General features: G+C 45.0%; 23 protein-coding genes. 18 read left to right on the forward strand and 5 right to left on the reverse strand.

What is annotated here, in order from left to right; translation table 11 throughout:
- The first annotated feature begins 16 nt into the window (after positions 1-16).
- The gene (locus GPK49_RS06730) at positions 17-1,321 is read left to right on the forward strand and encodes an acetyl-CoA hydrolase/transferase C-terminal domain-containing protein (RefSeq protein WP_215677091.1); all 1,305 of its coding nucleotides are present in this window, start codon (positions 17-19) and stop codon (positions 1,319-1,321) included.
- A gap of 47 nt (positions 1,322-1,368) precedes the next feature.
- Here GPK49_RS06730 and GPK49_RS06735 read toward each other — a convergent pair whose 3' ends face one another.
- Both GPK49_RS06735 and yunB read right to left on the reverse strand, forming a co-directional pair.
- On the reverse strand, positions 1,369-1,953 hold the full coding sequence (locus GPK49_RS06735) for a hypothetical protein (RefSeq protein ID WP_016408138.1): 585 nt from the start codon (positions 1,951-1,953) through the stop codon (positions 1,369-1,371).
- A gap of 53 nt (positions 1,954-2,006) precedes the next feature.
- The gene (gene yunB / locus GPK49_RS06740) at positions 2,007-2,654 is read right to left on the reverse strand and encodes a sporulation protein YunB (RefSeq protein ID WP_215677092.1); all 648 of its coding nucleotides are present in this window, start codon (positions 2,652-2,654) and stop codon (positions 2,007-2,009) included.
- Between the two features lie 259 nt (positions 2,655-2,913).
- Between yunB and GPK49_RS06745 the strand changes: the two genes are divergently transcribed.
- Both GPK49_RS06745 and GPK49_RS06750 read left to right on the forward strand, forming a co-directional pair.
- Positions 2,914-5,610, forward strand: a complete 2,697-nt coding sequence (locus GPK49_RS06745; protein WP_215677093.1) for a PBP1A family penicillin-binding protein — start codon at positions 2,914-2,916, stop codon at positions 5,608-5,610.
- Between the two features lie 28 nt (positions 5,611-5,638).
- The gene (locus tag GPK49_RS06750) at positions 5,639-6,379 is read left to right on the forward strand and encodes a peptidylprolyl isomerase (protein ID WP_215677094.1); all 741 of its coding nucleotides are present in this window, start codon (positions 5,639-5,641) and stop codon (positions 6,377-6,379) included.
- A 65-nt stretch (positions 6,380-6,444) separates the two neighbouring features.
- On the opposite strand, the gene GPK49_RS06755 is transcribed toward GPK49_RS06750, so the two are convergent.
- The 3 genes from GPK49_RS06755 to GPK49_RS06765 are packed head-to-tail and all read right to left on the reverse strand — an operon-like array spanning position 6,445 to position 9,349.
- Positions 6,445-7,833 (reverse strand): tetratricopeptide repeat protein, encoded by a 1,389-nt coding sequence (locus tag GPK49_RS06755; protein ID WP_016408142.1) that lies wholly within the window; start codon positions 7,831-7,833, stop codon positions 6,445-6,447.
- Positions 7,834-7,851: 18 nt separating this feature from the next.
- Positions 7,852-8,004 (reverse strand): hypothetical protein, encoded by a 153-nt coding sequence (locus GPK49_RS06760; protein WP_016408143.1) that lies wholly within the window; start codon positions 8,002-8,004, stop codon positions 7,852-7,854.
- 43 nt (positions 8,005-8,047) lie between these two features.
- Positions 8,048-9,349: a bifunctional folylpolyglutamate synthase/dihydrofolate synthase gene (locus GPK49_RS06765; RefSeq protein ID WP_215677095.1), complete on the reverse strand. Its 1,302-nt coding sequence runs from the start codon at positions 9,347-9,349 to the stop codon at positions 8,048-8,050.
- Positions 9,350-9,629: 280 nt separating this feature from the next.
- Here GPK49_RS06765 and GPK49_RS06770 point away from each other — a divergent pair, with 280 nt between their 5' ends.
- From GPK49_RS06770 to GPK49_RS06840, 15 genes are all read left to right on the forward strand, one after another.
- Positions 9,630-10,679: a histidine kinase dimerization/phospho-acceptor domain-containing protein gene (locus tag GPK49_RS06770; RefSeq protein ID WP_215677096.1), complete on the forward strand. Its 1,050-nt coding sequence runs from the start codon at positions 9,630-9,632 to the stop codon at positions 10,677-10,679.
- Positions 10,634-11,083: a hypothetical protein gene (locus GPK49_RS06775; RefSeq protein WP_215677097.1), complete on the forward strand. Its 450-nt coding sequence runs from the start codon at positions 10,634-10,636 to the stop codon at positions 11,081-11,083. The genes GPK49_RS06770 and GPK49_RS06775 overlap by 46 nt, the downstream gene beginning before the upstream one ends.
- A 136-nt stretch (positions 11,084-11,219) precedes the next feature.
- Complete coding sequence (gene mltG, locus GPK49_RS06780; RefSeq protein WP_215677098.1) at positions 11,220-12,668, forward strand: endolytic transglycosylase MltG; 1,449 nt, start codon at positions 11,220-11,222, stop codon at positions 12,666-12,668.
- A gap of 19 nt (positions 12,669-12,687) precedes the next feature.
- The gene (locus tag GPK49_RS06785; RefSeq protein ID WP_118582326.1) at positions 12,688-13,386 is read left to right on the forward strand and encodes an O-methyltransferase; all 699 of its coding nucleotides are present in this window, start codon (positions 12,688-12,690) and stop codon (positions 13,384-13,386) included.
- Positions 13,376-14,626: a peptidase U32 family protein gene (locus GPK49_RS06790; RefSeq protein ID WP_215677099.1), complete on the forward strand. Its 1,251-nt coding sequence runs from the start codon at positions 13,376-13,378 to the stop codon at positions 14,624-14,626. Before GPK49_RS06785 ends, GPK49_RS06790 begins: the two co-directional genes overlap by 11 nt.
- A gap of 89 nt (positions 14,627-14,715) precedes the next feature.
- Positions 14,716-15,141 (forward strand): MarR family winged helix-turn-helix transcriptional regulator, encoded by a 426-nt coding sequence (locus GPK49_RS06795; RefSeq protein WP_016408149.1) that lies wholly within the window; start codon positions 14,716-14,718, stop codon positions 15,139-15,141.
- 140 nt (positions 15,142-15,281) lie between these two features.
- Positions 15,282-16,331, forward strand: a complete 1,050-nt coding sequence (locus tag GPK49_RS06800) for a hypothetical protein (RefSeq protein ID WP_215677100.1) — start codon at positions 15,282-15,284, stop codon at positions 16,329-16,331.
- Between the two features lie 333 nt (positions 16,332-16,664).
- On the forward strand, positions 16,665-17,468 hold the full coding sequence (locus tag GPK49_RS06805) for a ParA family protein (protein WP_215677101.1): 804 nt from the start codon (positions 16,665-16,667) through the stop codon (positions 17,466-17,468).
- Positions 17,440-18,324 carry a ParB/RepB/Spo0J family partition protein gene (locus GPK49_RS06810; RefSeq protein WP_215677102.1) on the forward strand — a complete coding sequence of 295 codons (885 nt, stop codon included), beginning with the start codon at positions 17,440-17,442 and terminating at the stop codon, positions 18,322-18,324. The genes GPK49_RS06805 and GPK49_RS06810 overlap by 29 nt, the downstream gene beginning before the upstream one ends.
- Positions 18,308-19,393: a DUF6017 domain-containing protein gene (locus GPK49_RS06815; RefSeq protein WP_215677103.1), complete on the forward strand. Its 1,086-nt coding sequence runs from the start codon at positions 18,308-18,310 to the stop codon at positions 19,391-19,393. The genes GPK49_RS06810 and GPK49_RS06815 overlap by 17 nt, the downstream gene beginning before the upstream one ends.
- Positions 19,394-19,644: 251 nt before the next feature.
- A complete protein-coding gene (locus GPK49_RS06820; protein WP_215677104.1) occupies positions 19,645-20,193 on the forward strand; it encodes a hypothetical protein in 549 nt (182 codons plus the stop codon).
- A 149-nt stretch (positions 20,194-20,342) separates the two neighbouring features.
- Positions 20,343-20,513, forward strand: a complete 171-nt coding sequence (locus GPK49_RS06825; protein WP_215677105.1) for a hypothetical protein — start codon at positions 20,343-20,345, stop codon at positions 20,511-20,513.
- Positions 20,514-20,587: 74 nt separating this feature from the next.
- On the forward strand, positions 20,588-21,295 hold the full coding sequence (locus GPK49_RS06830; protein ID WP_215677106.1) for a HEPN domain-containing protein: 708 nt from the start codon (positions 20,588-20,590) through the stop codon (positions 21,293-21,295).
- 235 nt (positions 21,296-21,530) lie between these two features.
- Entirely contained in the window at positions 21,531-22,685 is a 1,155-nt protein-coding gene (locus GPK49_RS06835) for an AAA family ATPase (protein WP_215677107.1), read from the forward strand.
- A 114-nt stretch (positions 22,686-22,799) separates the two neighbouring features.
- Entirely contained in the window at positions 22,800-23,162 is a 363-nt protein-coding gene (locus GPK49_RS06840) for a hypothetical protein (protein WP_318283866.1), read from the forward strand.
- The last annotated feature ends 308 nt before the right edge of the window (positions 23,163-23,470 follow it).

Here is a 23,470-nt window from a genome sequence, read left to right on the forward strand (position 1 = left end):
AGAAAGGATGTAGCAGATGAATTGGAAAGACCGTTTTTCCGGCAGGCTTCTGTCTGCGGATGAGGCTGTGCGGCAGATTCGCTCCGGCGATACCATCTCCATCGCGCACGTTGGCTCCGAGCCGTATGCGCTGGTGGATGCACTGGCACGCAATGCGGATGCCCTTACAGATGTGGATATGCACTTTATGCTTTCCCTCAGAAAGGAGGAGCCGCATATCGCAAAGGGGATGGAAAAGCATCTGCGCTTTTTCGGCTATTTTCTGGGCGGCAGTACAAGAGGGGCAGTTGCGGAGAGCAGAGCGGAATATCTGCCTTGCTTTTTCCATCTTTATCCCCGCATGCTCAGAGAACGTGGCGGTGTGGATGTGCTTCTGATTTCCGTTTCCGAGCCGGATGCGCATGGCTATTGCTCCATGGGGCCGGGGATTGACCATCTGCCTGCCTTTCGGGATTCCGCAAAGCTTGTAATTGCGCAGATGAACCGCAATCTGCCGCGCGTGATGGGGGATTCCTTCATTCATTTGAGAGATATTGATATCATCGTAGAGGAGGACAGACCCATGCCGACCCTCGCACCGCCGACAATTACGGAGGTTGAGCAGAAAATAGGGGAATACTGTGCATCTCTCGTGCAGAATGGGGATACGATTCAGCTTGGCATTGGCGGCATTCCCGATGCCGTTGTGACCTTTTTAAAGGATAAAAAGGATTTGGGTCTGCATACCGAAATGGCGGCGGATGGCATTATCGACCTGATTGAAACAGGTGTCATCAATAATAAAAAGAAAACACTGCATCGCGGCAAAAGCATTGCGACCTTCGCGGCAGGCACGCAGAGATTGTATGATTTTCTGGATAATAACCCCTGCTTTGAGCTGCATGGGGTGGAGCATGTCAATAACCCCTATGTGATTGCACAGAATGATAACATGGTTTCCATCAATTCCGCCATTCAGGTTGATTTGATGGGGCAGGTCAATGCGGAGGTAGTGAAGGGGATGCAGTTCAGCGGTGTCGGCGGACAGGTGGACTTCATCCGCGGCGCAACGATGAGTAAGGGCGGCAGAGCCATCATTGCCTTGCCTTCCACGGCGGCAGGCGGAAAAATTTCCAAAATCGTGCCGTTTATCGACCATGGCGCAGTGGTAACAACCCCAAGAACAGAAATTGATTATGTGGTAACGGAATACGGCATTGCAAAGCTTTGGGGCAGAAGCCTCAAGGAGCGGGCAAGGGCGCTGATTTCGATTGCACACCCCGATTTCCGCCCGATGCTTGCAGAGGAATACGAAAAACGCTTTGGCAGACCCTTAGATTAAAAAAACGCATGAAAAAAAGCACTCCGGATGGAGTGCTTTTCGTGTTTTTATTTTCCGATGGATTTTCTGTATTCCTCTACTTCCTCGTCTGTCAGAGGCTCCAGCTCCTTGGGGTCCATCCATCTTACCCAGATGCGATCCTGCATTGCCTTGATATCCAGAGGGGTATCGAAGTTATCCTTATCAATGGGAATTACTGTATCATTATCCCCGTTGAACATGATTTCAAAGGGCTTGAATACACCATCCTCAAATACAAGCATATCGGAAGAATATACATTCAGTGCGCCTGCTTCGCTCAGAAGATGCTTTTCCAGTGCTTCCAGATTGGGGAAGGTAACAACCATCCAGTCGCCCTTCATATCGGAATAATCGAACAGCTGCAAGCCGTGGAAATCGATTTCCTCGTTGCCGCTTGCGCCCTTGTCATCATCCGCTTTGCCCTTCATGGCAACAGGTGTGCCGTTTTTGCCGTCCTTCAGAATTTCGGTTCCGGGGATGAAAGCATTCACGAATTTATTGATTTCATTGGTTCTAAACTGAGAACGAACCTGCGCAATGATACCGTAATCGCTGCTGTCATAGCAGATAGAAGCAACCTCATTCCAGAATTCACTTAATGTTTTGACCATTTCTATTACCTCCATATCAACTTTCATTACCTCATATCATACTAGCATTGTGTTCATTCTGTCAATAGATATTCATTCGGTCGGCTGATTTGAAAGTAATGCGCCGGCACCTTTCCGCTGAAAACCAGATCGGCAAGCATGATTTTTCTCTCTAATGTAATATCCTCCCGGTACAGCGGATTGACAATCCGAAGCTCTAAATGTACCGCAAGCCAGATTTTGTAGTTGATCTGATTGATGCCGACGGAGGAAAATGCCGTTTCATAATCCACCCTGACCGCACCCATAGGCAGAAGGGTGAAGGGGATTTTCGGTCCCTGATTGGCAAGAAGCCCCCAATGCGTTGCCGCGCCAAGCGGAATGGGAATAACCTCCTTCGGCAGTTCATTTAGCTGCTTTGTGATATCGCGGCTGAGCAGGGCGCAGAATTGGTTTACGCATGTGGTGTTGGCGGTGTAGCTTTCGCCATCCGCCCCCTTCTGCAAAAGCGCGCTTGCATCTAATTCCATACGCGCAAGTGCATTTGCCGCCGCCTCGTCTATGATATGATTCGCCGCCGCCCTGCACTGCATGTGTGAGATTTCCTTCAGGGGCGGCAGAAGGCTTTTTTCCAGAAGGAAAAAACAGAGAACCGTCAGCAGAGCAGGCAGGAGAAGGGGCAGAAATTTCTTTCTTTTTCGGTTTCGTTTTCTTTTTCGCATTGTCCGCTCCCTCCCTCTGCAATGATATGAGTGAGAAGGGCGAAGCATGCCTTTTCCTTGATTTCGGGGCTTTTTTTGCAATGTTAAAGAAAAATTAAACAAAGGTTATAGTAGAAATAAGCATGTTTTTGTGAAAATGTCTTTCTTTTGCGGTGAAATTTTGGTATAATCAAAAAGTATAATCTTCGCAAAATGGCGGAATATGGATTTTGTTCCATCCGTTTTGATTACACATGGAAATAAACAGGAGGCTTGAAATATGAGTGAATCTCAACACAGAAGGGGAGACGCGCAGGACAGAACGGGCGTAAGACAGACACGCCCTTCCGGCACAAGGCAGGCACGCCCCTCCGGCGCAAACGGCACACGCCGACCATCCTCTTCCGGAAACCCGAAAAAACGCAGAAAGCGCAGAAAGAAACGCTCGGTCAACAGCAGAATCGGGAAGGTTTTGCTGATTGTTGCCATCGTGATTGCCTTTGCGGTTGCAGGCGCAATTCTGGGTACGGTGTTCGGTATTCTGCAAAGCACGGATATGCTGAATACCTCCGATGTTCTGCCCGATTCCTATACCTCTGTCATCTATGATGCGGATGATAACGAGGTGGATAAGCTGCATGGCGAGGAAAACCGAGAGTATGTGAAGCTTTCCGCAGTCACAAGCAATATGCAGAATGCGGTCATCGCGATTGAGGATCAGCGTTTCTATGAGCATAACGGCATTGATATCAGAGGCATCATGCGTGCGATGGCGGAAAATATCAAATCCCTCAGCTTTTCGCAGGGCGCAAGTACGCTGACGCAGCAGGTCATCAAAAATGATGTGCTCGGTGATACCGAAAAGAGCCTTTCCAGAAAAATAAAGGAGCAGTATCTGGCGGTTTCTCTGGAAAGTGCGCTGAAAAAACAGCTTGGCTCGAAGGATGCGGCAAAGAAATATATTCTGGAGCTGTATCTGAACACAATGTCTTTGCATCATGGTCTGCATGGCGTAGAGGCGGCGGCACAGTATTATTACGGCAAGCATGCCAGTGAGCTGACGCTGGCAGAGGCGGCAAGCATTGCGGGCATCACGAAAACCCCCAGTCTGTATGCGCCGGATGTCAATCAGGAGGCCAGCAAGGAACGCCAGATGACGGTTCTGAAAAAAATGCTGGATCTGAATATGATTACGCAGGCGGAATATGACGAAGCCGCGGCAGAGGATATCTATGCACATCTGGTCTGCAAGGATACTGCGGATGAGGAAAGCAACGCAAAGCATAACTGGTTTGTCGAAGCAGCGGTACAGCAGATTAAGGCTGACCTGATGGAAAAGAAAAACATGACAGCCGCACAGGCATCCAATATGATTTACAGCGGCGGCTTACAGATTCATACTACAATGGACGCTTCCATGCAGGAAACCGCAGAAGCTGCCATGAAGAATGATAATATGTTCCCGGCAGGGGATGGGAAGATGGATGTGACCTATCTGATTTCCGTTCTGGATACACAGAATCCCGATGAAAGCAGCAATCAGTCGCATTATGAAAAGAAAACAACCGTTACCTCGCAGGCGGAGGCAGATGCCTTTGTTGCATCCGTGAAGGAGGAGCTTCTGGATGAAACGCATACCTTGGTTCTGGATAAGCTGACGGTTTCCAAATCCCTGCAGGCGGCAATGGTCATCATGGATCAGAGCAACGGCGAAGTAAAGGCGATTGTCGGCGGACGCGGTGAAAAGCCTGGTGATTCCGTATTCAACCGTGCGACACAGGCACTGCGTCAGCAGGGCTCGACGATGAAGCCCCTTGCGGCGTATGCCCCTGCAATTGATACGGGACTGCTGATGCCCGGCTCCATCATCATTGATGAGCCTGTTACCTACGGCGGCTGGTCTCCTAAAAACTGGGACGGCAAATATATCGGGCCTACCACAGTGCGTCAGGGTATCTGGCATTCCATGAACGTGCTGGCGGTTAAGACCTTTATGATGGTCGGCGCGGATACGGCTTATCAGTATCTGCTGGACTTTGGCTTTACCACGATTGATGAACGGGATAAGGCGGCAACAACGGCACTCGGCGGTCTGACACAGGGCGTTTCCGTTCTGGAGCAGACAGCAGCCTATGCAACCATTGCCAACGGAGGCACCTATTATGAGCCGATGTTCTATAGCGTGGTGTATGACCATGACGGCAACGTGCTTCTGGATAATTCCGAACAGGAAACACATCGGGTGCTGAAGGAAACAACCGCCTTCCTGCTGACGGATATGATGCGTGATGTTATCACGAAGGGTACCGGTACGAAGGCAGCCATCAGCGGCATGAATGTTGCAGGTAAAACAGGTACCACCAATGATACCGTTGACCTGACCTTCTATGGCTATACGCCTTACTATACCGCCGGTATCTGGATGGGGTATGACAGTCAGAAGGAGATTATAAATGCAAATAACGCCCATCTGCGCATCTGGAGCTCGGTTATGAGCCAGATTCATTATGATAAGGGACTGAAGAATAAGGAGTTTAAAAAACCGGATGGCTTGACAACACGTTCTATCTGCTCTGCATCCGGCATGACACCTTCTTCTCTTTGCAACAGCGATTACTATGGCTATGGTGTAACGAGTGACTATGTTACAACGGATTTCAAGGGCAGCACAGGCGGCGGCACCTGCACGATGCACAAATCCTATACGATTTGCAGCGAAACAGGCAAGCTTGCGGGCGCAACCTGCCCGACCATGAATGTGGTTTTGGCGGTCAACAGTGACGGTACGATTAAGGGCAAGCCCTCTAAGGTTCCCGCAGGCAAGCTGGATATCAATATCAGCGCAACCTGCGATTCTGCGCATGCGAGCAGCGGTGATGATGATACCAACAGCACAGACCCCGGCACAACAGACCCCGGCAATGGACAGAACCCTGAGGATAACCTCTGGAATAATGAGGACTTCGGGATTCAATAAATAATAATTTACATTTAGGAGAATTCAAATGAGCGAACAGAATATTTTAGCAACAATTGACGGCGTAAACATTACAGATGCGGATTTGGACGCATATATCGCGAATCTGCCGAAGGAGCAGCAGGCGTATGCGGCATATCCCCAGTTCAGAGAGCATGCACTGAAGCAGCTTCTGGCATTCCATCTGTATGCAAAGATGGCAGAAGAAGAAAAAATGGATGAAACCGATGAATTTAAAGCCATGATGGAACGGGCAAGAAAGGATATCCTTGCCCAGCTTGCCATCAACAGCGTTTTGAAGGATATCACTGTAACAGATGAAGAAATGCAGGCGTTCTACAAAGAAAACCCCCAGCATTTTGAAAAGGGCGAAACAGTACATGCAAAGCATATCCTGGTGGATTCCGAAGAAAAAGCACAGGATATCATGAACAAAATCAACGCAGGGGATATCTATTTTGAGGATGCCGCGAAGGAATTTTCCTCCTGCCCCTCCAATGCGCAGGGCGGTGACCTTGGCGAATTCGGCAAGGGTCAGATGGTTCCGGAGTTCGATCAGGCGGTATTTGCGGCTGAGGTTGGCAAGGTAGTTGGCCCTGTAAAGACACAGTTCGGCTATCATCTGATTAAGGTTGAGGATAAGAAGGACGCATCTGTAACCCCCTTCGATGAGGTGAAGGAACAGATTCGTGCAAATCTGCTGCAGCAGAAGCAGAATCAGGCTTATACCGAAAAGTATAAGGAGCTGCACGATAAATACATGAAATAAGCGCATAGCAAAAGCCCCTCTGAAAAGAGGGGCTTCATTTGTGTTCTATTTTTATTCCATTAGGCTTATTCCTTTAAGCCCTCCAATGCGTTTCTGGCATTGCCAATCTGATTGGAATCGGGGTAATCACTGATAATCTTGTTGTAATATTTCTTTGCGCTTGCCGTATCTTTTTCTCCCTCTGCAATCTGTCCCAGATAGTAATAGATGTCATCCACAAAGTTTTCGTTGCTTGCGTATTTCAAGGCTGTTTCCAAATCGGTCTTTGCCTCTGTCATGTTTTTGCTTAGGAAATCACTTTTTCCTTTGGTGTAGTAGGCATCTGCCGCCTTGGGGTAAAGCTCCGCCTTCAGGGAATTATATTTCGCCAAATCATCATCACTAAATCCAACCGTATCAATGGATTCAAAGGTGGTGATGCAGGCTTCATAATCGCCGTCTGTCATCTGCGATACTGCCGTTTCCAGCAATTCCAGATTCGCCTGCTTATTTTCCTCGCTGCGCAGCTGCTTGTTTTCCTTTTGCAGCTTTTGCAGTTCTGTCCGCATTTCCAGAACCTCCTCCGGTGTCATATTGGTTTCACCGGAATAATTTTCAACAGCGGTCTGCAATTCCTTGATTTTTGCATCCTTATCCTCATTTAGCGCAGGCACAATCAGCACCAGAATCACCAGAGCTGAAATCACAAGCCCGATTACAAAGGCAATCATGTTGTGCTTTTCCAGAACGCTGCTGCTTCTGTCCTTGCGCTTATAGCCGGGAAGGGGCGGATTGCTGTCTGTTTTTTTCACGCTGACTGCCGCAGAGGCTTTATTTTTGTCTCCCTTTTTCAGAGTGGGAGAGGGCACATTGCCAATCAGCTGTGCATAATGCAGGGCAAGAGGATTGCGAATATCCCGTTTCAGCACGATTTCATTAAAATGCAGTGCGCGCTTAAGATTTTTATCCTCAATGCAGCAAAGCGTCATCAGGTTATAGGCATCAATGAAATTCGGGTTATTGTCAATGGATTTTTTCAGCTGAATAATGGCTAAATCATCACTGCCCTGCTTCAGATAGGTAATCGCCTGATTATACATCCGCACCGCATCATTGCATTTTTCCATTTCTCTGGCGTTTTTCTGCAAATACGCCATATAGCCTGCAGCAGCATTTCCTTCGGGCAGAAGGGAGGAGCTGATAATCCAATGTCTGAGGGCATCCCCGATGCGCCCCGTTTCGCAATAAATCAGACCGAGAAGATTTCTCGCCTGTATGTTATTTTTATCAAAAAGAAGGCTCTGTTCCAGATTTGCCGCTGCACCGGAGAGATCGGTTTCTCCGGCTAAGGTAAGCGCTTCGTTATAAAGACGGATGGATGCATTGCGTGCCTTTCGGAACACATACACATCTACGCCGCAATCGGGACAGCGACAGCCCTCAGAAAAATTAAAACCACAATTCGGGCATTTCATGTCATTCTCTCCTTTTGCTTATTCCTGAGTGGGGGGCTGCTTTTTCTCCTTCGCAATATGCTGTAGGATATCCAGAAGATCCTGCATTTCGGATGTATGCAGGGATGCTTCGATCTGGTCGATTTCCAGAATGGGCTGATATCTGCTCAATTCTTCTTTAAAATTAAACACAGGACATTCCTCCGTTTCAAATACTTTTTCTATGTGCTTCAGTTTAGCTGTTTTTACGGTGCTTCAGATAGGTGCGCATGGCTCCGATCATATATAAGGAACCACAGCAAAGAATAATGCCGTCCTGAGGGGTGAGGGTGCGCGCTCTTTCATACGCCGCCTCAATTTCCTTTTCCATCTCCACCGTACCGCTGAAATCGGAAACAGAGCGGGCAAGAGAAAATACATCCAGCCTTCTCTCGCTGTGCGGCTCAGTCAGAATCACCGTCTCCGCAAAGGGAAGAATCTGCTCTGCCATCCTCCGATATTCCTTATCCCCCAGAATACCGAGAATAAGGGTAACCTTTTTTTCCTTGAAATAAACCGAAAGGGAATTTGCCAGCTGCCGAATCCCATCCGCATTATGCGCGCCATCCAGAATGACAAGCGGCGCTCTGCCGCAAAGCTCCATCCTGCCTGCCCAACGGGCATTTTTCAGTCCATTGCGAATTGCTCCTTCGGGAATCGAAAGACCGTTTTTGTTCAGCACAAGGCAGGTCTCCAGAACCGCAAGGCAATTTTCAAGCTGATAAGTGCCAAGCAGAGATAATTCCAGATTTTCCAAGGAAAAACATTTATTTTTGACAGAAAAAACAGTCCCTTCCAATGTTTGCGAAGCGACCCTGATTTTTGCGTCATTCAAACAATAGAATGGAGCATCCATCCGAGCTGCTGCATCCTTAATGATATTATATACTAATTCCGCTTGGGAATACAACACCACAGGACAATTTTTCTTAATAATGCCGGATTTTTCCATAGCAATTTTTTCAATCGTATCCCCCAAAAAATCCGTATGGTCAATGCTGATAGACATGATGAGCGAAAGCAGAGGGTGGGGAACGACATTCGTGGCATCAAATCTGCCGCCAAGCCCGACCTCCAGAATCAGAACATCCACCTGCTTTTCATAAAAATAATGAAACGCCGCACCGGTTGTAATTTCAAAAAGCGTCGGAACAAGCTTGCCTTCTGCCGCCAGCTTTTCGCAGAGCTGCCGCATCAGGGTGATTTCCTTTGCAAAATCATCATCCGAAATTTCCGCACCATTGAGGAGATAGCGTTCATTGTATCGCTCCAGATGGGGGGAGGTATATGCGCCGACGCGATAGCCCGCCTCCTTTAATATGGAAGAAAGCATTGCCACGGCAGAGCCCTTCCCGTTTGTGCCTGCAACATGAATCACAGGAAGCCTTTGCTCCGGATTTCCAAGCAGATCACAGAGGTATTGTATGCGTTCTAGCCCCGGTATAGAACTAAAGCCAACATCTTCTTCCAAATAATGAATACATTCCTGATAATTCACAGGCTCACCTCCTGAATTTTGTCTATCCTCCATTATAACAAAGCTATGAAATTCTGCAACAGACTTAATAAAATTGAAAAGATTGATAATAACTTTGAAAAGATTTCAAAAGAATAATATATCCTGTCGAATATAGGGGAAAGCCGCTGTGAATCAGTTGAAAATGACGAAAAAGTACTGTATGATATAAAATATTAAATTAGTATGTATATTTCAAAAAACATCTTTTTTGTCTGCGGATAGAAGGCATGATTGAGATTGGAACGGTGAAAGCATGACAATGGTTACGGATTTACTTGCAGTCCTGGGAGAGAATTTTTCTCTGCTTGTGGTTGCCTGTGTGGAAATATTGGCGGCGGTGCTGCTGTTAAGCGCAGTGGTGTGCCGCAGATGGGGCAAAACAAAACAGCCTGCGCCGCGCAAAACGGATGATATTTTGCTGTCACAGATGAACAACCAGAAGGACACGGCTTGTCTGGTGCTGCGAAGAAAGGATTTACTGCCGCTTGCGGCAGCTGGAGATATGACGGCACTGCTTGGCATTTCCATGGAAGCCGTGCAGCAGGATATGATGACGCTTGCCGATATTTTGCAGGAGGAAGGGGACGGCGGTTCTGTCTGGAAAAAATACCGCGAATGGAAGGGAGAAGCAGCTTTCATTGAAAATTTTCAGCTGAAAAACGGCGAACGGGTGCAGCTGACCATCAGCCGCAGTGCAGATGGCTTATATGATTTATTCTGCTTTTGCCGCATCACAAAGCTTTATCGGCAGATTGCAGGCTATGAAAAGCGTCTGGAAAAACTGGAGGAGGAAAGCCGCTCCAAAACAACCTTCCTTTCTCGTATGTCGCATGAAATTCGTACGCCGATGAATGGGATTATCGGTATGCTGACGCTGGCAGAAAATAAGCTGGAGGCGAACAGTCCCGCTATGCAGTACCTTACAAAGGCGGATGAGCTTTCCGATCATTTGATTGCACTGATTAACGATATTCTGGATATGTCCCGTATCGAGGTCGGCAAGGTCGAACTGGAGCAGGGCGTGTTCAGCCTGCGTGCGCTGGGCAACCGCCTGTATGATATGTTTGCGAAAAATCTGGACAGCCGCGGGATTCGCTACGAGGTCAATTTTGAAGGCGTTACTGTGGATTATGTCTGTGGGGATGAGCTGCGCATCAGTCAGGTGATTATCAATTTTCTTTCCAATGCAGTGAAATTCACTTCGGAGGGGGAAATTATCGTTACCTTCCGCCAGATGATGCTGCAAAACGGCGTGGCGGATTGGTGCTCTATGCGGCAGAGATTGGACTTGGTGTGCTTGGTGTACTGATGCTGCTTGCAACGCTTCTGCTTTGCCTGCTGGAGCTTTTGCGGATGGTTCTTTTGTGGCGCGAAAAGGAGCGCTATCGTAGCTTCACGCCGCAGGAACGCATTTTCTACAAAAAGGATAAGCTGTTCTGGCTGCTTGCGCTCTGGGGCATGGATGCGGCTCTGGGCTGGGAAACGGAGAAAACCGACCGCGCCTTAACCCTGCGTCTGCCTACGGTTTCCGAAGGGGAATATCAGCGGATTTGCAGTCTGCTGGAAAAAACAGTATACGGCGGCATTATGATTGAGCCGTTTGAGGAACGCGCCCTAGACCGCTTCCTCTATCATCTGACGGGGCAGGATATGAAAAAAAGCCTCGGCATGTGGCTGAAGCTGCACTATGCCTGCCTGAAAAAAAGAAAATAAAAATGGAAATGTCCTTAGAACTTCTCTGAGGGCATTTTTTATGCTCGCCTTCGCAGAATGTCGAAAAAGAAAAGGTTGTGCGCCGGAGAAGAAAACGGTATAATGATATGATGGAATAAGGAAAGGAGTATCATGTATGGATGATAGATTCGATAAAGAAAACATAGAAGCAGAAACCAGATATCCGCGCAGAGAAGCCGTAGATGGGCATACAAGATATCCTGTCAGAGAGGAACGCCGTCCTCTGCGCTTTTCTTCGGAGCATCATACAGAGCTGCCCGGACGGAAGATAGATGCGGAAAACGATATGACAGCATACGAACAGCGGACAGCCGCAAGAAGGGCAGAATTTTTGCAGAATTCCTATGAGAATTCCTACGAAAGAGAGGACACCTATCAGAGAACCTCTCATCAGAGAGGACAGCAGAGAGGACAGACAGAGGTCCCCCGCAGCAGAGAGCGCGTTCCGCACGAGGAGCAGAGGGCGCGCAGAACGAGAGAAGCGGAAAGAACGACGCACAGCAGGAAAAATCGCCATAAAAAACGCCATTTGACACGTTTTTCCAAGGGGCTGCTTCTCATTGCGGTTGCGCTGATTATCGGGATTGGTTCCTTCATTTTCATGAACCACATGATGAACCCTCCTACAGAGGAAATGAACCTGACGGGGAAAACCGTCTCCGTTACCATTCCGGAAGGAGCAGGCACAGATGAAATTGCAAAAATTTTGAAGGAAAACAAGCTGATTCACAGCGTATTCGGCTTTAAGCTGACCAGCAGGCTGGAGGGCTATGACGGCACATATAAGCATGGGAAATATGATATTGATACAGGGCTGACGAAGCGGCAGATTATGGAGCTGCTGCAAAGCGGCAAAACCTCTGAGGATTTGAAGGTGACGATTCCGGAGGGCTATACCGTGAAGCAGATTGCGGCAAAGGTTGCGGAAACAGAGCTTTGCACCGCGGATGAATTTATTGAGGAATGTAACAAGGGTACATTTGATTATGATTTCCTTAAGGATTTGCCTGACAGAGAATATAAGCTGGAGGGGTATCTTTTCCCCGATACCTATCTTCTGCATGAGGGCATGACGGCACATGATATCATTGATATGATGCTTGCGCGCTTCGATCAGATGTATACTAAGGAATATCAGAAGGCAGTTGCGGACAGCGGGCATACGCTGGATGAAATCGTAACCGTTGCATCCATGATTGAAAAGGAAATTAAGGTGGATGCGGAACGTGCGACAGCGGCAGGGGTGATTTATAACCGCTTGAAGGAGAATATGTCCCTTGGCATTGATGCAACCGTACTTTATGCCGTAGGAAAGACCAGCGGCGAGCTGACAACAGCCGAGCTGGAAACGGATTCTCCCTATAATACCCGTAAGAATAAGGGGCTACCCTTAGGGCCTATTTCAAACCCCGGAGAATCCTCGTTTAAGGCGGCACTGTATCCTGAGGATAATGACTATCTGTATTATGTTGTGGAGGCAGTGGGGAAGGATAACCATGTTTTCTGCAAGACCTATGATGAATTCCTGGCGGCGAAAAATGCATATAACGCCAGCGCACAGTAAAAATCAGGAGAGATGAAAAATGAATTATGTAACCGATGATACGATGAACGCCTATCTGCGCAGCGTACAGCCGATGTATGACGGCGTTCTGGGCGAGATTCAGAAGGAAGCGATTGCGGCAGAGGTACCAATCGTGCCGCCCGAGGTGGCGCGGCTTTTAAGTGTGCTTCTGACGATGCAGAAGCCGAAAAATATTCTGGAAATCGGCACAGCTGTAGCCTTTTCCGCAGGGCTGATGTGCCGCTATCTGCCTGAGGAGGGTACCGTTACCACGATTGACCGCTATGAGGTGATGCTGAAGGATGCCCGTGTGAACATTAAGCGCATGGGTCTGGAGGATAAAATCAAAATTCTGGAGGGGGATGCGGCGGATATTCTGCAGACACTGGAAGGCCCCTACGATGTGATTTTCATGGATGCGGCGAAGGGGCAGTATCAGGCGTTCCTGCCGCACTGCCTGCGGCTTCTGCCTGTGGGCGGTCTTCTGATTGTGGATGACGTGCTGCAGGGCGGCACGATTGCACAGACGCGCTTTAGCGTGCCGCGCAGACAGCGTACCATTCATAAGCGTCTGCGGAATTTCCTCTGGGAGATTACCCATCATGATGCACTGGAAACCTCTATCATCCCCATCGGGGACGGGGTAGCGCTGTGCTATAAGAAAAAGGAAATTATCCCCGAAACCAAAACAGAAGGAGAAACCAAAAATGCAGAATAAAAAGAAACTGGAGCTATTGGCACCTGCGGGCGATTTAGAAAAACTGAAAATTGCTGTACTTTATGGTGCGGATGCCGTTTATATCGGCGGCGAAGCGTATGGTCTGCGTGCCAAGGCAAAAAATTTTGATATAGATACCATGGCGGAGGGGGTAAAATTTGCCCATGACCATGGCGTAAAGGTTTATGTAACAGCAAATATTTTCGCACATAACCCCGATTTTGAAGGGATGGCGGACTATTTCAAGGCGGTGGAAGCCATTGGCGTAGATGCGCTGATTATTTCCGATCTGGGTGTATTTTCTGTTGCAAAGGAAGCCGTTCCCAATATGGAGATTCATGTTTCCACGCAGGCGAACAACACGAACTATAAATCCGCACAGATGTGGTATAAGCTGGGCGCACAGCGTGTTGTAGTGGCGCGTGAGCTTTCTATGAAGGAAATCCGCCAGATTCGCGACAGCATTCCTGAGGATATGGAAATCGAAGCCTTTGTGCATGGCGCAATGTGCATTTCCTATTCCGGCAGATGCCTGCTGAGCAATTACCTTGCAGGCAGAGATGCGAATAAGGGGGCGTGCGCGCATCCCTGTCGTTGGAAATATCATCTGGTGGAGGAAACCAGACCGGGCGAATATATGCCGATTGAGGAAAACGAAAGAGGAACGTATATTTATAATTCTAAGGATCTCTGTATGATTGAGCATATCCCCGATATTGCAAAGGCAGGGATTTACAGCCTGAAAATCGAAGGGCGCATGAAAACGCCGTTTTATGTCGGCACGGTGGTGAAGGCATACAGACAGGCGATCGATGATTATTTCGCTGACCCGAAGCTCTATGAAAAGCGTCTGCCGTATTATCTGGCAGAGGTTTCCAAGGCGAGCCACAGAGATTACACCACAGCCTTCTATTATGGCAAGCCTGACGGCAATCAGCAGGTTTACACTAATAATTCCTATATCCGCGAGTACGATTTTATCGGCATGGTGCAGGAGGATTGGAACGAGGAAACCGGCTTCGCATGGGTGGAGCAGAGAAATAAATTTTCTGTCGGCGAGGAAATTGAGGTCATGCCCGCACAGGGGGATTCCTATGCCATGAAGGTAACGGAAATCCGCAATCAGAATGGAGAGACCGTTGCATCCGCGCCGCATCCGCAGGAGCTTTTGCAGGTGAAATTTGAAAAGCCTGTGAAAAAATTTGATATGCTGCGCAAGCGTCCCTCTGATGTAAAATAATTCGTTTGGATGCAAAATAACTCTTGATTTTTTGTCGAAAAAAAGCTACCATAATAATTAGTATTCTAAAGGAAAGAACGGTAAATTTTATGGAACTTACACAATGTATCAATTACTTATTAACAACTTCACAGCATACGGTTTTTCAGTTTCTCAGCGGCAAGCTTTCGGAATATGACCTGACACCTTCCCAGTATGGGGTGTTAAGCTGTCTGTGGCAGAGAGAATTTGCAACGCCGAAGCAGATTTCCGAGATTCTCTGTCTGGAAACCTCGACGATTTCCGGTGTGTTGGATCGTATGCAGAAAAAAGGTCTGATTGACCGTGTCATCAATCGGGAGGACAGACGAGAGGTTCGCGTTGTGCCGACAGAAAAGGGGAAGCAGCTGCAGGAGCCGATTACGGAAATCATTGATGAAGTAAACGAAGAAGTTTTGAAATGCTTTACGGAAGAGGAAGTAACCGCATTGAAAAACGCACTGCGTATTATCGCAGACGGCAGCCATTTTAAATAAGAGAAAAATAAGGAAAAGCAGTTTCTGAAAGGGAGCTGCTTTTTTGATTGCAAAAGGAGAGGCTTCTTTGCGTTGATAAGCGGTTGAACTTCTGTTACACTATCCGTAAGAAGAAGCGGATGCTGCGAAGGAGGGATTGGATGGATAAGGTAGTTGGAGATTTTTCGTATGAAGGTGTGGCTGCTATCCCAATCGGGGAAGATACGCGTGAATGGAAGGTTTATTTTGACAATAATTTCTGGGGACAGCCGAAAGGGGAGCGTGCCGGAACGGAAATTCGGCTCAATAGGGAATTTGACTGGGCGGGATATCATTGGGTGATTCCTGCGGTATATGCCTGTGAAAAGGGGCTTGTCATGGAGTTTTGTAGGCGTGTTGAGGTTGAGGATATTCGCGACTTTATGAAAAAATGGAACCTGAGCGCGGAAAATGATTCCTGCACACATATCAGCCAAGAGCAGCGGATGCAGTTGGATTTGGATAATCCGCTTTGCCTGCATTTCAATCCCCGAGTGGAGCTGAATGGGGAAACCATGCAGATGACACATGGGAGTGGGGTGTGCTTCAATCCCTGCGTACCGGAGGGGCTGCTTCATGAACCGGAAGTGGAACGGGCATTGAAACACTATGGCTTGGATTTGTCCTACGGATGGGCGGTTTACAGGTATGCATTTCCATGGGCAAATGAGACCGAAATAAAAACGCTTTCCCTTACGATGGAGCAGCAGGCATGCGATGTGCCGGGGCCGCATTTTAAGCTGCATGCGCCGGGAGATTTGTTTTCCTTTGTTCATCCGATGAACGGAACAGAATATACCTTGACGGTGCAGGCGTTGGAGCCACAGACGATGGAGCAGGAGCTGCCCGGTTCAGAACAATGGCTGTACCCGATGCATCTTACCGCCATGTGCTACACCGTCTTTCCTGAACAGGGGAAGGATATTTCCATCTATGATTGCGCAGAAAGTGATAAGCCGATAAAAATTGCCCAAAATACAGAGCCTTTCGCACCGGAAGCGCAAAATGGTATGGTTTACTTTGGGACTGTGGTTTGTGAAACGGATGACGCAGAGAAAAAGTTGCATACGATTTATTCTTCTCTGCATTTTGAACCCGTGACGGATGATGTGGAGTGGTGTGTGATATTTCATCTGAAGCAATTTGAGGAGGAATCGTTTTTGCTGATATAAAACTACATAATAGCGGAAATGGTTTCTAAAAATAAAATAATAAAATAATGAATAAACGGAAAAGCAGTTTCTGAAGGGGAGCAGCTTTTTTGATTGCAAAAAAGTGGATAGGAATGGGATATGTAGCAGGGCAAAGCCCTGATTCTTACTGAAAAGCGGCACGCAGCTTTTTGAGTGCCTTTTTTTCAATACGGGAGACATAGCGCCGTGCCTATTGTAAATAGCAGTGCAAAACAGAAAATTTAGACAGTTTGAAGCGACCGGTCATCAGAAAACTGTAAAGAGGTATTGTCTGAATAGGCACTGTTTTTATGATAAAAAGGAGTGGAGGAAATGTGTAAAGTAATTGCAGTAGTAAATCAAAAGGGCGGCGTTGGCAAAACAACAACCTGTGGGAATTTAGGGATTGGTTTAGCAAGGTGCGGAAAAAAGGTTTTACTGATTGACGCAGACCCGCAGGGAGATTTAACAGCGAGTTTAGGATTCATCAATCCGGATGAAATCAACCATACGCTTGCAACTGTTATGATGAATACCATCAATGAGGTTGAAATGGACAAGGACTATGCAATTCTTCGTCATAGCGAGGGAGTGGACGTGTTGCCTTCCAATATAGATTTATCTGCAATGGAGATTTCGTTAGTCAATGTCATGAGCAGAGAATTGATTCTGAAACGCTATATCGAGAGCATAAAGCAGCATTATGATTATATTTTGATTGATGGGATGCCTTCGCTTGGGATGCTTACAATTAACGTATTGGCGTGTGCAGATAGCGTGCTGATACCTGTGCAGGCAGCATACTTGCCAATCAAAGGGCTTCAGCAGCTGATGAAAACAATCGTACAGGTGAAACGCCAGTTAAATCCTCGTTTGGAGATAGAGGGGGTACTGGTGACAATGTTCGATAGAAGGACGAAAAATGCCAGAGATATTGCAGAGCTTCTGGAGGAGAATTATGGAACAATGCTGAATGTTTTTGTAAATAAAATTCCCCTCTCTGTTCGTGCTGCAGAAACAACAGCGAAGGGCGTAAGCATTTTTCAATATGATCCCAATGGTTCGGTTGGACAGGCGTATAAGGCATTGACGAAGGAGGTGCTTGAGGATGAGAGAGGGAACGGCGAAGGAGATTAAATTTGAAAGTATTGATAACCTGTTCGGTATTCCGAATGAATCGAAGCAGCATGTAACAACAATGATTCCTTTGGAGAGTCTTTATCCATACGCACAGCACCCATTTCGTGTGCTTGATGATGCGAAAATGGACGAATTGGTCGAGAGTATTCGGACAAATGGTATTTTAGAACCGGCATTGGTTCGGCCTCGCACCTTAGGGGGCTATGAAATTGTATCCGGGCACAGAAGAAAAAGAGCCTGTGAGAAGGCAGGGCTGGAAGAAATACCTGTTATCATCCGAGAATTGACGGATGATGAGTCTGCAATTCTGATGGTGGATTCCAATAACCAGAGAGAAGAACTGCTTTATAGTGAGAAGGCTTGGGCTTACAGAATAAAATATGAGGCGCTGAAGCATCAGGGAAAGAAATTTTCGGAAAACAGTGCAGAACAGCTGGGAAAGGAAAATAATAAGAGTGGACGACAAATCAAACGCTACATCAGATTAACCTATTTGCAGGAGGATTTGCTTGACTTGGTAGATCAAAAGAAGATTGCCTTCCGAGCGGCAGAGAAGCTTTCCTTTCTGACTGAGACAGAGCAGAATATTTTACTGGAGGCGATTCTGGAGCATAAGGTTTATCCGAATATTGATATGGCGGAAAAGCTGAAACAGATGAGCGGAGCAGTATCTATTGAAAGAGTAGAAGAAGTGCTGTTGGACAGGAAACAGAAAAGCAGTGCAACATCTATACCTGTAAAAAATATTCGGAAGTATTTTTCGGAGGAATCCTCCGCAGAGGAAATGGAACAGAAAATCATAGAGCTATTGGAGAAATGGAGGCAGGAGGAAGGGCATGAAGGATTCTTTTAAATTTGATTATTTTTATGGCTCCCAAGCAGAACAGTTCAGCTTCTTTCGGCTACCGAAAATTCTGATACGAGATGAACAGTTCAAGAAGATTTCAAGTGATGCCAAAATTCTGTATGGCATTATGCTGGACAGGATGTCTTTGTCCAGAGAAAATAAATGGATGGATCAGAATAACAGAGTATATATCATTTTTACCCTAAAAGAGGTTATGAAGGAATTTGAATGCTGCCAGAGGAAGGCAGGCTCGCTGATGGCGGAACTGGATTCAAAATCGGGGATTGGTCTGATTGAGAGGAAAAGACAGGGCTTAGGCAGACCGGACTTGATTTATTTGAAAAATTTTATTGCAGTGCAGGAGGATATTTCGCAGAAAGAGGAGAAGCAGGAGCAGGGAGAGGTTCTGCCATTGCAGAGTGGCAAGGAAATGCCACTTATAACAGGTGCAGAGGATTCTTTCCAAACAGGTAAAGCTATACCAATGCAGAGAGGTAATAGAGAGAAACTCCAAGGTGGTGCGGATTTGCCATTGCAGAGTGGTAAAAATCTGCATATCCAGAATAGCACAGAAATACTGTCCAAGAGCGGCAATGAAGCACCAACAAATAATACTGAGAAGAATAAGACTGAAAGGAATAAGACTGAAAGGAATAAGACTGAGGATTCTATCTATCCAATCTATCCGACAAAGGAGAAGGGTGCGATGGATGTGACAGAGGTGTATCGCAGGATTGTGAAAGAGAATATCAGCTATGAAACGCTGTACAGCAATCTGCCCATCATGCAAAGGCGGATGCTGGATGAGATGGTGGAGCTGATGGTTGAGGTACTGGCGGTCAACAGAAAGGTTTTGAGGATTGGCGGAACAGATTATCCGTATCAGTTGGTGAAGAATCGGTTTCTGTGCATCGGACAGGATCACGTGGAGTATGTTTTGCATTGCCTGGAGCAGACCGCAAGCAGGATTGGGAATATCAAGGCATATATTCTGACAAGTCTGTTTAATGCAACGGCTACGATGGATACATATTATACGATGGCGGTACAGCACGATATGGTTATGGAAGAGTAACTTCGGGACACGGTGTCCCAAGGTGGAAAGAGAAGGACTTCAGGACACGGTGTCCCAAGGTGGAAGGAGAAGGACTTCGGGACGCGGTGTCCTAAGGTGGAAGGAGAAGGACTTCAGGACACGGTGTCCCAAGGTGAAAAGAGAAAGACTTCGGGACACGGTGTCCCAAAGCGAGAAAAATGAAATACAATAGGAACTATGAGAAAGAGTAGATGCGTTATCTGCTCTTTTTTCGTATCAGGAGGGATAAAATGAAAAAGGATGATAAAGTGATTTTTCATAATACGCGGTTGTTGCTGGAACATTACAGAAATGTGGTATGGAGTCTGGAAGTCTCTGTATTTCAGACAAATGTAAATTTTCAGGCAGAGTTTGGAAACACAATCGAAGAGTTTCTAGAATTATCGTATGAAGCAGGTCTTGATCTTCCTGCATCTGATGTCGCAGCCAGAATCCGAAGCATCAATAAAAGCAGAAATATGCTTCGAATTATAGATGGTGCAGTTGCGTTGCTGCGGGAGAAATATCGGAACGGCGAGGAGTGCTATTGGGTATTGTACTATACCTATTTATCTTCGCAGGAATTTGGTGGTGTTGATGAAATCGTGGAGAAGCTGTCTGAAATGTTCCGGGATTTTTCAAGGAGTACATATTATCGTAGAAAAAACGAGAGTATAAGAAGAATGGGTGATTTGCTTTGGGGGTTCAGAACGAGCTGCTGCGATCCGGCATTGGAATTGCTGTATGCGGAACAGTTGATTTTTGGAAGATGTGAGGATGATTTTAAAAGCCATAGGTAAGGAGACTGCGATTTAGAGTATGCTCTATGTGGTATACGATATAGAAAAATTGAAAGGATGAGATATGATTAAGGGTGTTTTCTTATGTAGTAAAGCAAGGGGTGTTGTGGTATATTAAAAGAAGATTGCAGAAAGGAGGAAGCTATTGGATGACTGAAAATACTACATATGACCAATTAAAGACACAGAGGCATTTGTCGTTAGAATGGAGAGGCATTAATAGTACACAAATATGTTTTGAAAAAAGTTATTTCTCATTAAAAAAAGACCACGTTACTTATACGATAGAAATTGCTGTAATTGGTGATGAGAAAAAATAAGTATATCAGTTGATACTCCAACTACTTTTGAAAAAATATATCATTATCTTGGAGATATAAGAAGATATGAATATTTGGTAGATGGTGCTTTTTATTGTATGAAAAAATGTGAGACAGATGGTATTGATGTTACAAATTCCATTACGGATGTTGAACTTCCTTATTTTTTCAGTGAAAAGTATAAGCATAAAATTCCTTTGGAACTGACAGATAAAGAATATAAGCGATATTTTTTAAAGTGGCTTAAATTACAATCTTCATTGGGAATAATTAACCAGGTAGCATTATTTGCTAATTGTTTGAATGGATTAACAGCGGATGTGCGAATTTCCATGCTGGCAGAGTGTTTTGAAGCTTTTGGAAAAAGGTTAGAGAAAGAGAAGAAAATCATAGTAAAATCAGAGAATAATACAACCAGAACAGTGCAGTGCGAGAATTGTAAAGAGAAATTCGAATTGTCAATTCGTGGTAAAAAGTCCTTTGCATGTTATATGGCGGCTCTTATAGAAACATATGGAAAAACGATTTTTTCTAGGGAATATCGAAGAAGAAAGACTCTGATTCAGAAAATTGTAAAAACAAGAAATAAAGTTTTTCATGTTAATGCTAAACAGAACGGGGTGCTTGACGGAGCACAATGCGGTTTTTATGCAATTAAACTTGAGTGGATGTTTCGTTATATAATCTGGTTGGAGATGGGATTTCCTAAAGATAAACTGGATGTTGTAATTAAAAAAGAAATAAAGAAATTTGAAAGTCAGTTTCCGAACTTAATATATTAAAATTGGAGGGTAGATTAGAAACTATTTACTAGACTGCACTTCTACAAAAAGAAAAGATAAAGATTCAACCTGTTCCCTTGGAATTCGGAATATGTTGGATCTTTTTGTGTATTTATAGGATAAATCTGTGAAAAATAAAAACGAAAAATGCGTTGATAAATTTTATGTGCGGTGATATACTACATATATATAGAGGATAAAAACGAAAAATCTGTTTATAAGTCAGGAGGTAACTATGAAACTTCTTCGTATTACAGCGGAAGGGCTACCATTATTCAAGGAAAAACTGGATTTATCTTTTTATGCACAGCAGAGGGTCGCTGAAGAACAAAAGAATATTTTGTATCCATTATTTTCAAATATTTATATGAATTCTGCAACGGGGTTTATAGGTATCAATGCATCCGGAAAGACATCTGTTTTGAAGGTTATTTTGCTTGCTTTAGATATAATCAATAATGAGCCAATAAACCATATAGAGACTAGAGATATATTGGGTGATGCAAAAGAGGTCAAATTGAATATGTATTTCTTTTCTGGAAAGTTGAATGAAATCTGCCGATTGGAAACGATAATTACTTCCCGAAAAAGCAAGCCGGAAGGAACGAGTTACAGTATCCTTTCAGAATCTTTATGGATAAAAGACGTAGACGAGGTGACTACCCGTAAGGGGATGCTCATTTTTGAAGGTAAAGAGCCTGCAATGGTTAGAAGTAGTCAGGAGGACTTTTTGCCAGATGATGTAAGTATTATGATTGCCAGAAATAAGAAGGCGAAAGAGCATGTGTGTATTGTTAATCTCTTGAAATATACGAATGAAAATGTTCTTACATTCTCAGAAGAAATTCCGTCAGAAGTTATTATGTTCTTAGATCCGACGATTGAGAAGCTGCACTTTGATGAAAATGAAAATAAAACATTAATCCATTTGAAGTTCAAGGATAAGGAGGAAATTCTTCTTAATAATCCTGTAGAATTGAATAATTATCTTTCATCCGGTACAGTAAAAGGAATGATTATATTTACCTTGGCACAGGAAGTCTTACAAAGCGGCGGGTATATGGTTATAGATGAAGTGGAGAATCACTTTAATAAAGAAATTGTAATAACATTGATTCGGTTCTTCATGGATAGTAAACTGAATAAAAATGGTGGGACACTTATTTTTTCTACACATTATCCAGAGTTACTGGATGAATATGATCGCAACGACAGCATTTTTATCACTAGAAATCGTAATGGTATTACGGTGGAGAATCTATCAAATATATTGAAAAGAAACGATATTAAGAAAAGTGATGCATACCAGAGCGGTTTCCTTGAGGGAACAACTCCGACATATGAGGCTTATATGCGGTTAAAGAAGAGCATTGCCTTAGCACTTATGTAGGAGGTGCCTATGGAATTAGCAAATTATAAGGCATGTATTTGTGAAGGTTAGGCTGAAAATGCTATCATGGACATACTTCTGGATTATAACCTTTTGATTTTTAATAGAGAAGAGATGATTGAGGAAGAAGTAATCCGTTGTCGAGAAGCCAAAAAATTTGAAGAAAAATATTTGAGAAAGGGATTTAAGGACAAAATTTCTGTTATTAGAATCCTTGATTCAAGAGGCGAAAATTTTAAACTCAGTAAGGCCTATGCTAGTAAAGTGGACGTTATAAATGTAGTAACTGCTCCAGAAATAGAGATGTTGATCATCCATAATGAGAATAAGTATAAGGAATATAAGAAATCACGGAAAAAGCCCAGTGATTTCTGTAAAGAGGATTTAAGGATGGCAGATGTAAAATCTTATAGATTTGTCAAAAGCTACTTTGCTGATCCGATGGTGCTTGTAGCTGCTATAAAAAAAACATCATGAGATTTCAAAAGTGCCAAAAGGGGAATATACATTGTTGGACTTGTTACGATAGAGGAATTTGTTGATAAAAGAAAAAGTTATACTTCGGGACACGGTGTCCCAAAGCGGGAAAGGTGAGATATAATAGGAACTACGAAAAGAGCGGATGCTACAGTTGCTCTTTTTTGTATCAAGAGATTAAAATGAAAAAGGACGATAGGGAAAAGAAATAAATTTTCCGATTTTTAAAAATTGGGGTGTTCGATTTGATGAAATCGTATTTTTACTGTGGTAAAATACGGATAATTCAATCAATCATTTATCTGAAA

Origin of the sequence: Clostridium sp. MCC345 (assembly GCF_018785345.1) — a bacterium.
In the GTDB taxonomy this organism is placed as follows: domain Bacteria; phylum Bacillota; class Clostridia; order Lachnospirales; family Anaerotignaceae; genus Anaerotignum_A; species Anaerotignum_A faecicola.

What these genes read in the sequence shown, in the direction of transcription:
- GPK49_RS06745 (WP_215677093.1), top strand. Translation starts at nt 2,914, where the DNA reads ATGAGTGAATCTCAACACAGAAGGGGAGACGCGCAGGACAGAACGGGC.
- GPK49_RS06835 (WP_215677107.1), top strand. Translation starts at nt 21,531, where the DNA reads ATGAAACTTCTTCGTATTACAGCGGAAGGGCTACCATTATTCAAGGAA.
- GPK49_RS06770 (WP_215677096.1), top strand. Translation starts at nt 9,630, where the DNA reads ATGGTTACGGATTTACTTGCAGTCCTGGGAGAGAATTTTTCTCTGCTT.
- GPK49_RS06750 (WP_215677094.1), top strand. Translation starts at nt 5,639, where the DNA reads ATGAGCGAACAGAATATTTTAGCAACAATTGACGGCGTAAACATTACA.
- GPK49_RS06790 (WP_215677099.1), top strand. Translation starts at nt 13,376, where the DNA reads ATGCAGAATAAAAAGAAACTGGAGCTATTGGCACCTGCGGGCGATTTA.
- GPK49_RS06810 (WP_215677102.1), top strand. Translation starts at nt 17,440, where the DNA reads ATGAGAGAGGGAACGGCGAAGGAGATTAAATTTGAAAGTATTGATAAC.
- yunB (WP_215677092.1), bottom strand. Translation starts at nt 2,654, where the DNA reads ATGCGAAAAAGAAAACGAAACCGAAAAAGAAAGAAATTTCTGCCCCTT.
- GPK49_RS06735 (WP_016408138.1), bottom strand. Translation starts at nt 1,953, where the DNA reads ATGGTCAAAACATTAAGTGAATTCTGGAATGAGGTTGCTTCTATCTGC.
- GPK49_RS06820 (WP_215677104.1), top strand. Translation starts at nt 19,645, where the DNA reads ATGAAAAAGGATGATAAAGTGATTTTTCATAATACGCGGTTGTTGCTG.
- mltG (WP_215677098.1), top strand. Translation starts at nt 11,220, where the DNA reads ATGGATGATAGATTCGATAAAGAAAACATAGAAGCAGAAACCAGATAT.
- GPK49_RS06755 (WP_016408142.1), bottom strand. Translation starts at nt 7,833, where the DNA reads ATGAAATGCCCGAATTGTGGTTTTAATTTTTCTGAGGGCTGTCGCTGT.
- GPK49_RS06805 (WP_215677101.1), top strand. Translation starts at nt 16,665, where the DNA reads ATGTGTAAAGTAATTGCAGTAGTAAATCAAAAGGGCGGCGTTGGCAAA.
- GPK49_RS06730 (WP_215677091.1), top strand. Translation starts at nt 17, where the DNA reads ATGAATTGGAAAGACCGTTTTTCCGGCAGGCTTCTGTCTGCGGATGAG.
- GPK49_RS06800 (WP_215677100.1), top strand. Translation starts at nt 15,282, where the DNA reads ATGGATAAGGTAGTTGGAGATTTTTCGTATGAAGGTGTGGCTGCTATC.
- GPK49_RS06825 (WP_215677105.1), top strand. Translation starts at nt 20,343, where the DNA reads ATGACTGAAAATACTACATATGACCAATTAAAGACACAGAGGCATTTG.
- GPK49_RS06795 (WP_016408149.1), top strand. Translation starts at nt 14,716, where the DNA reads ATGGAACTTACACAATGTATCAATTACTTATTAACAACTTCACAGCAT.
- GPK49_RS06815 (WP_215677103.1), top strand. Translation starts at nt 18,308, where the DNA reads ATGAAGGATTCTTTTAAATTTGATTATTTTTATGGCTCCCAAGCAGAA.
- GPK49_RS06840 (WP_318283866.1), top strand. Translation starts at nt 22,800, where the DNA reads ATGATTGAGGAAGAAGTAATCCGTTGTCGAGAAGCCAAAAAATTTGAA.
- GPK49_RS06785 (WP_118582326.1), top strand. Translation starts at nt 12,688, where the DNA reads ATGAATTATGTAACCGATGATACGATGAACGCCTATCTGCGCAGCGTA.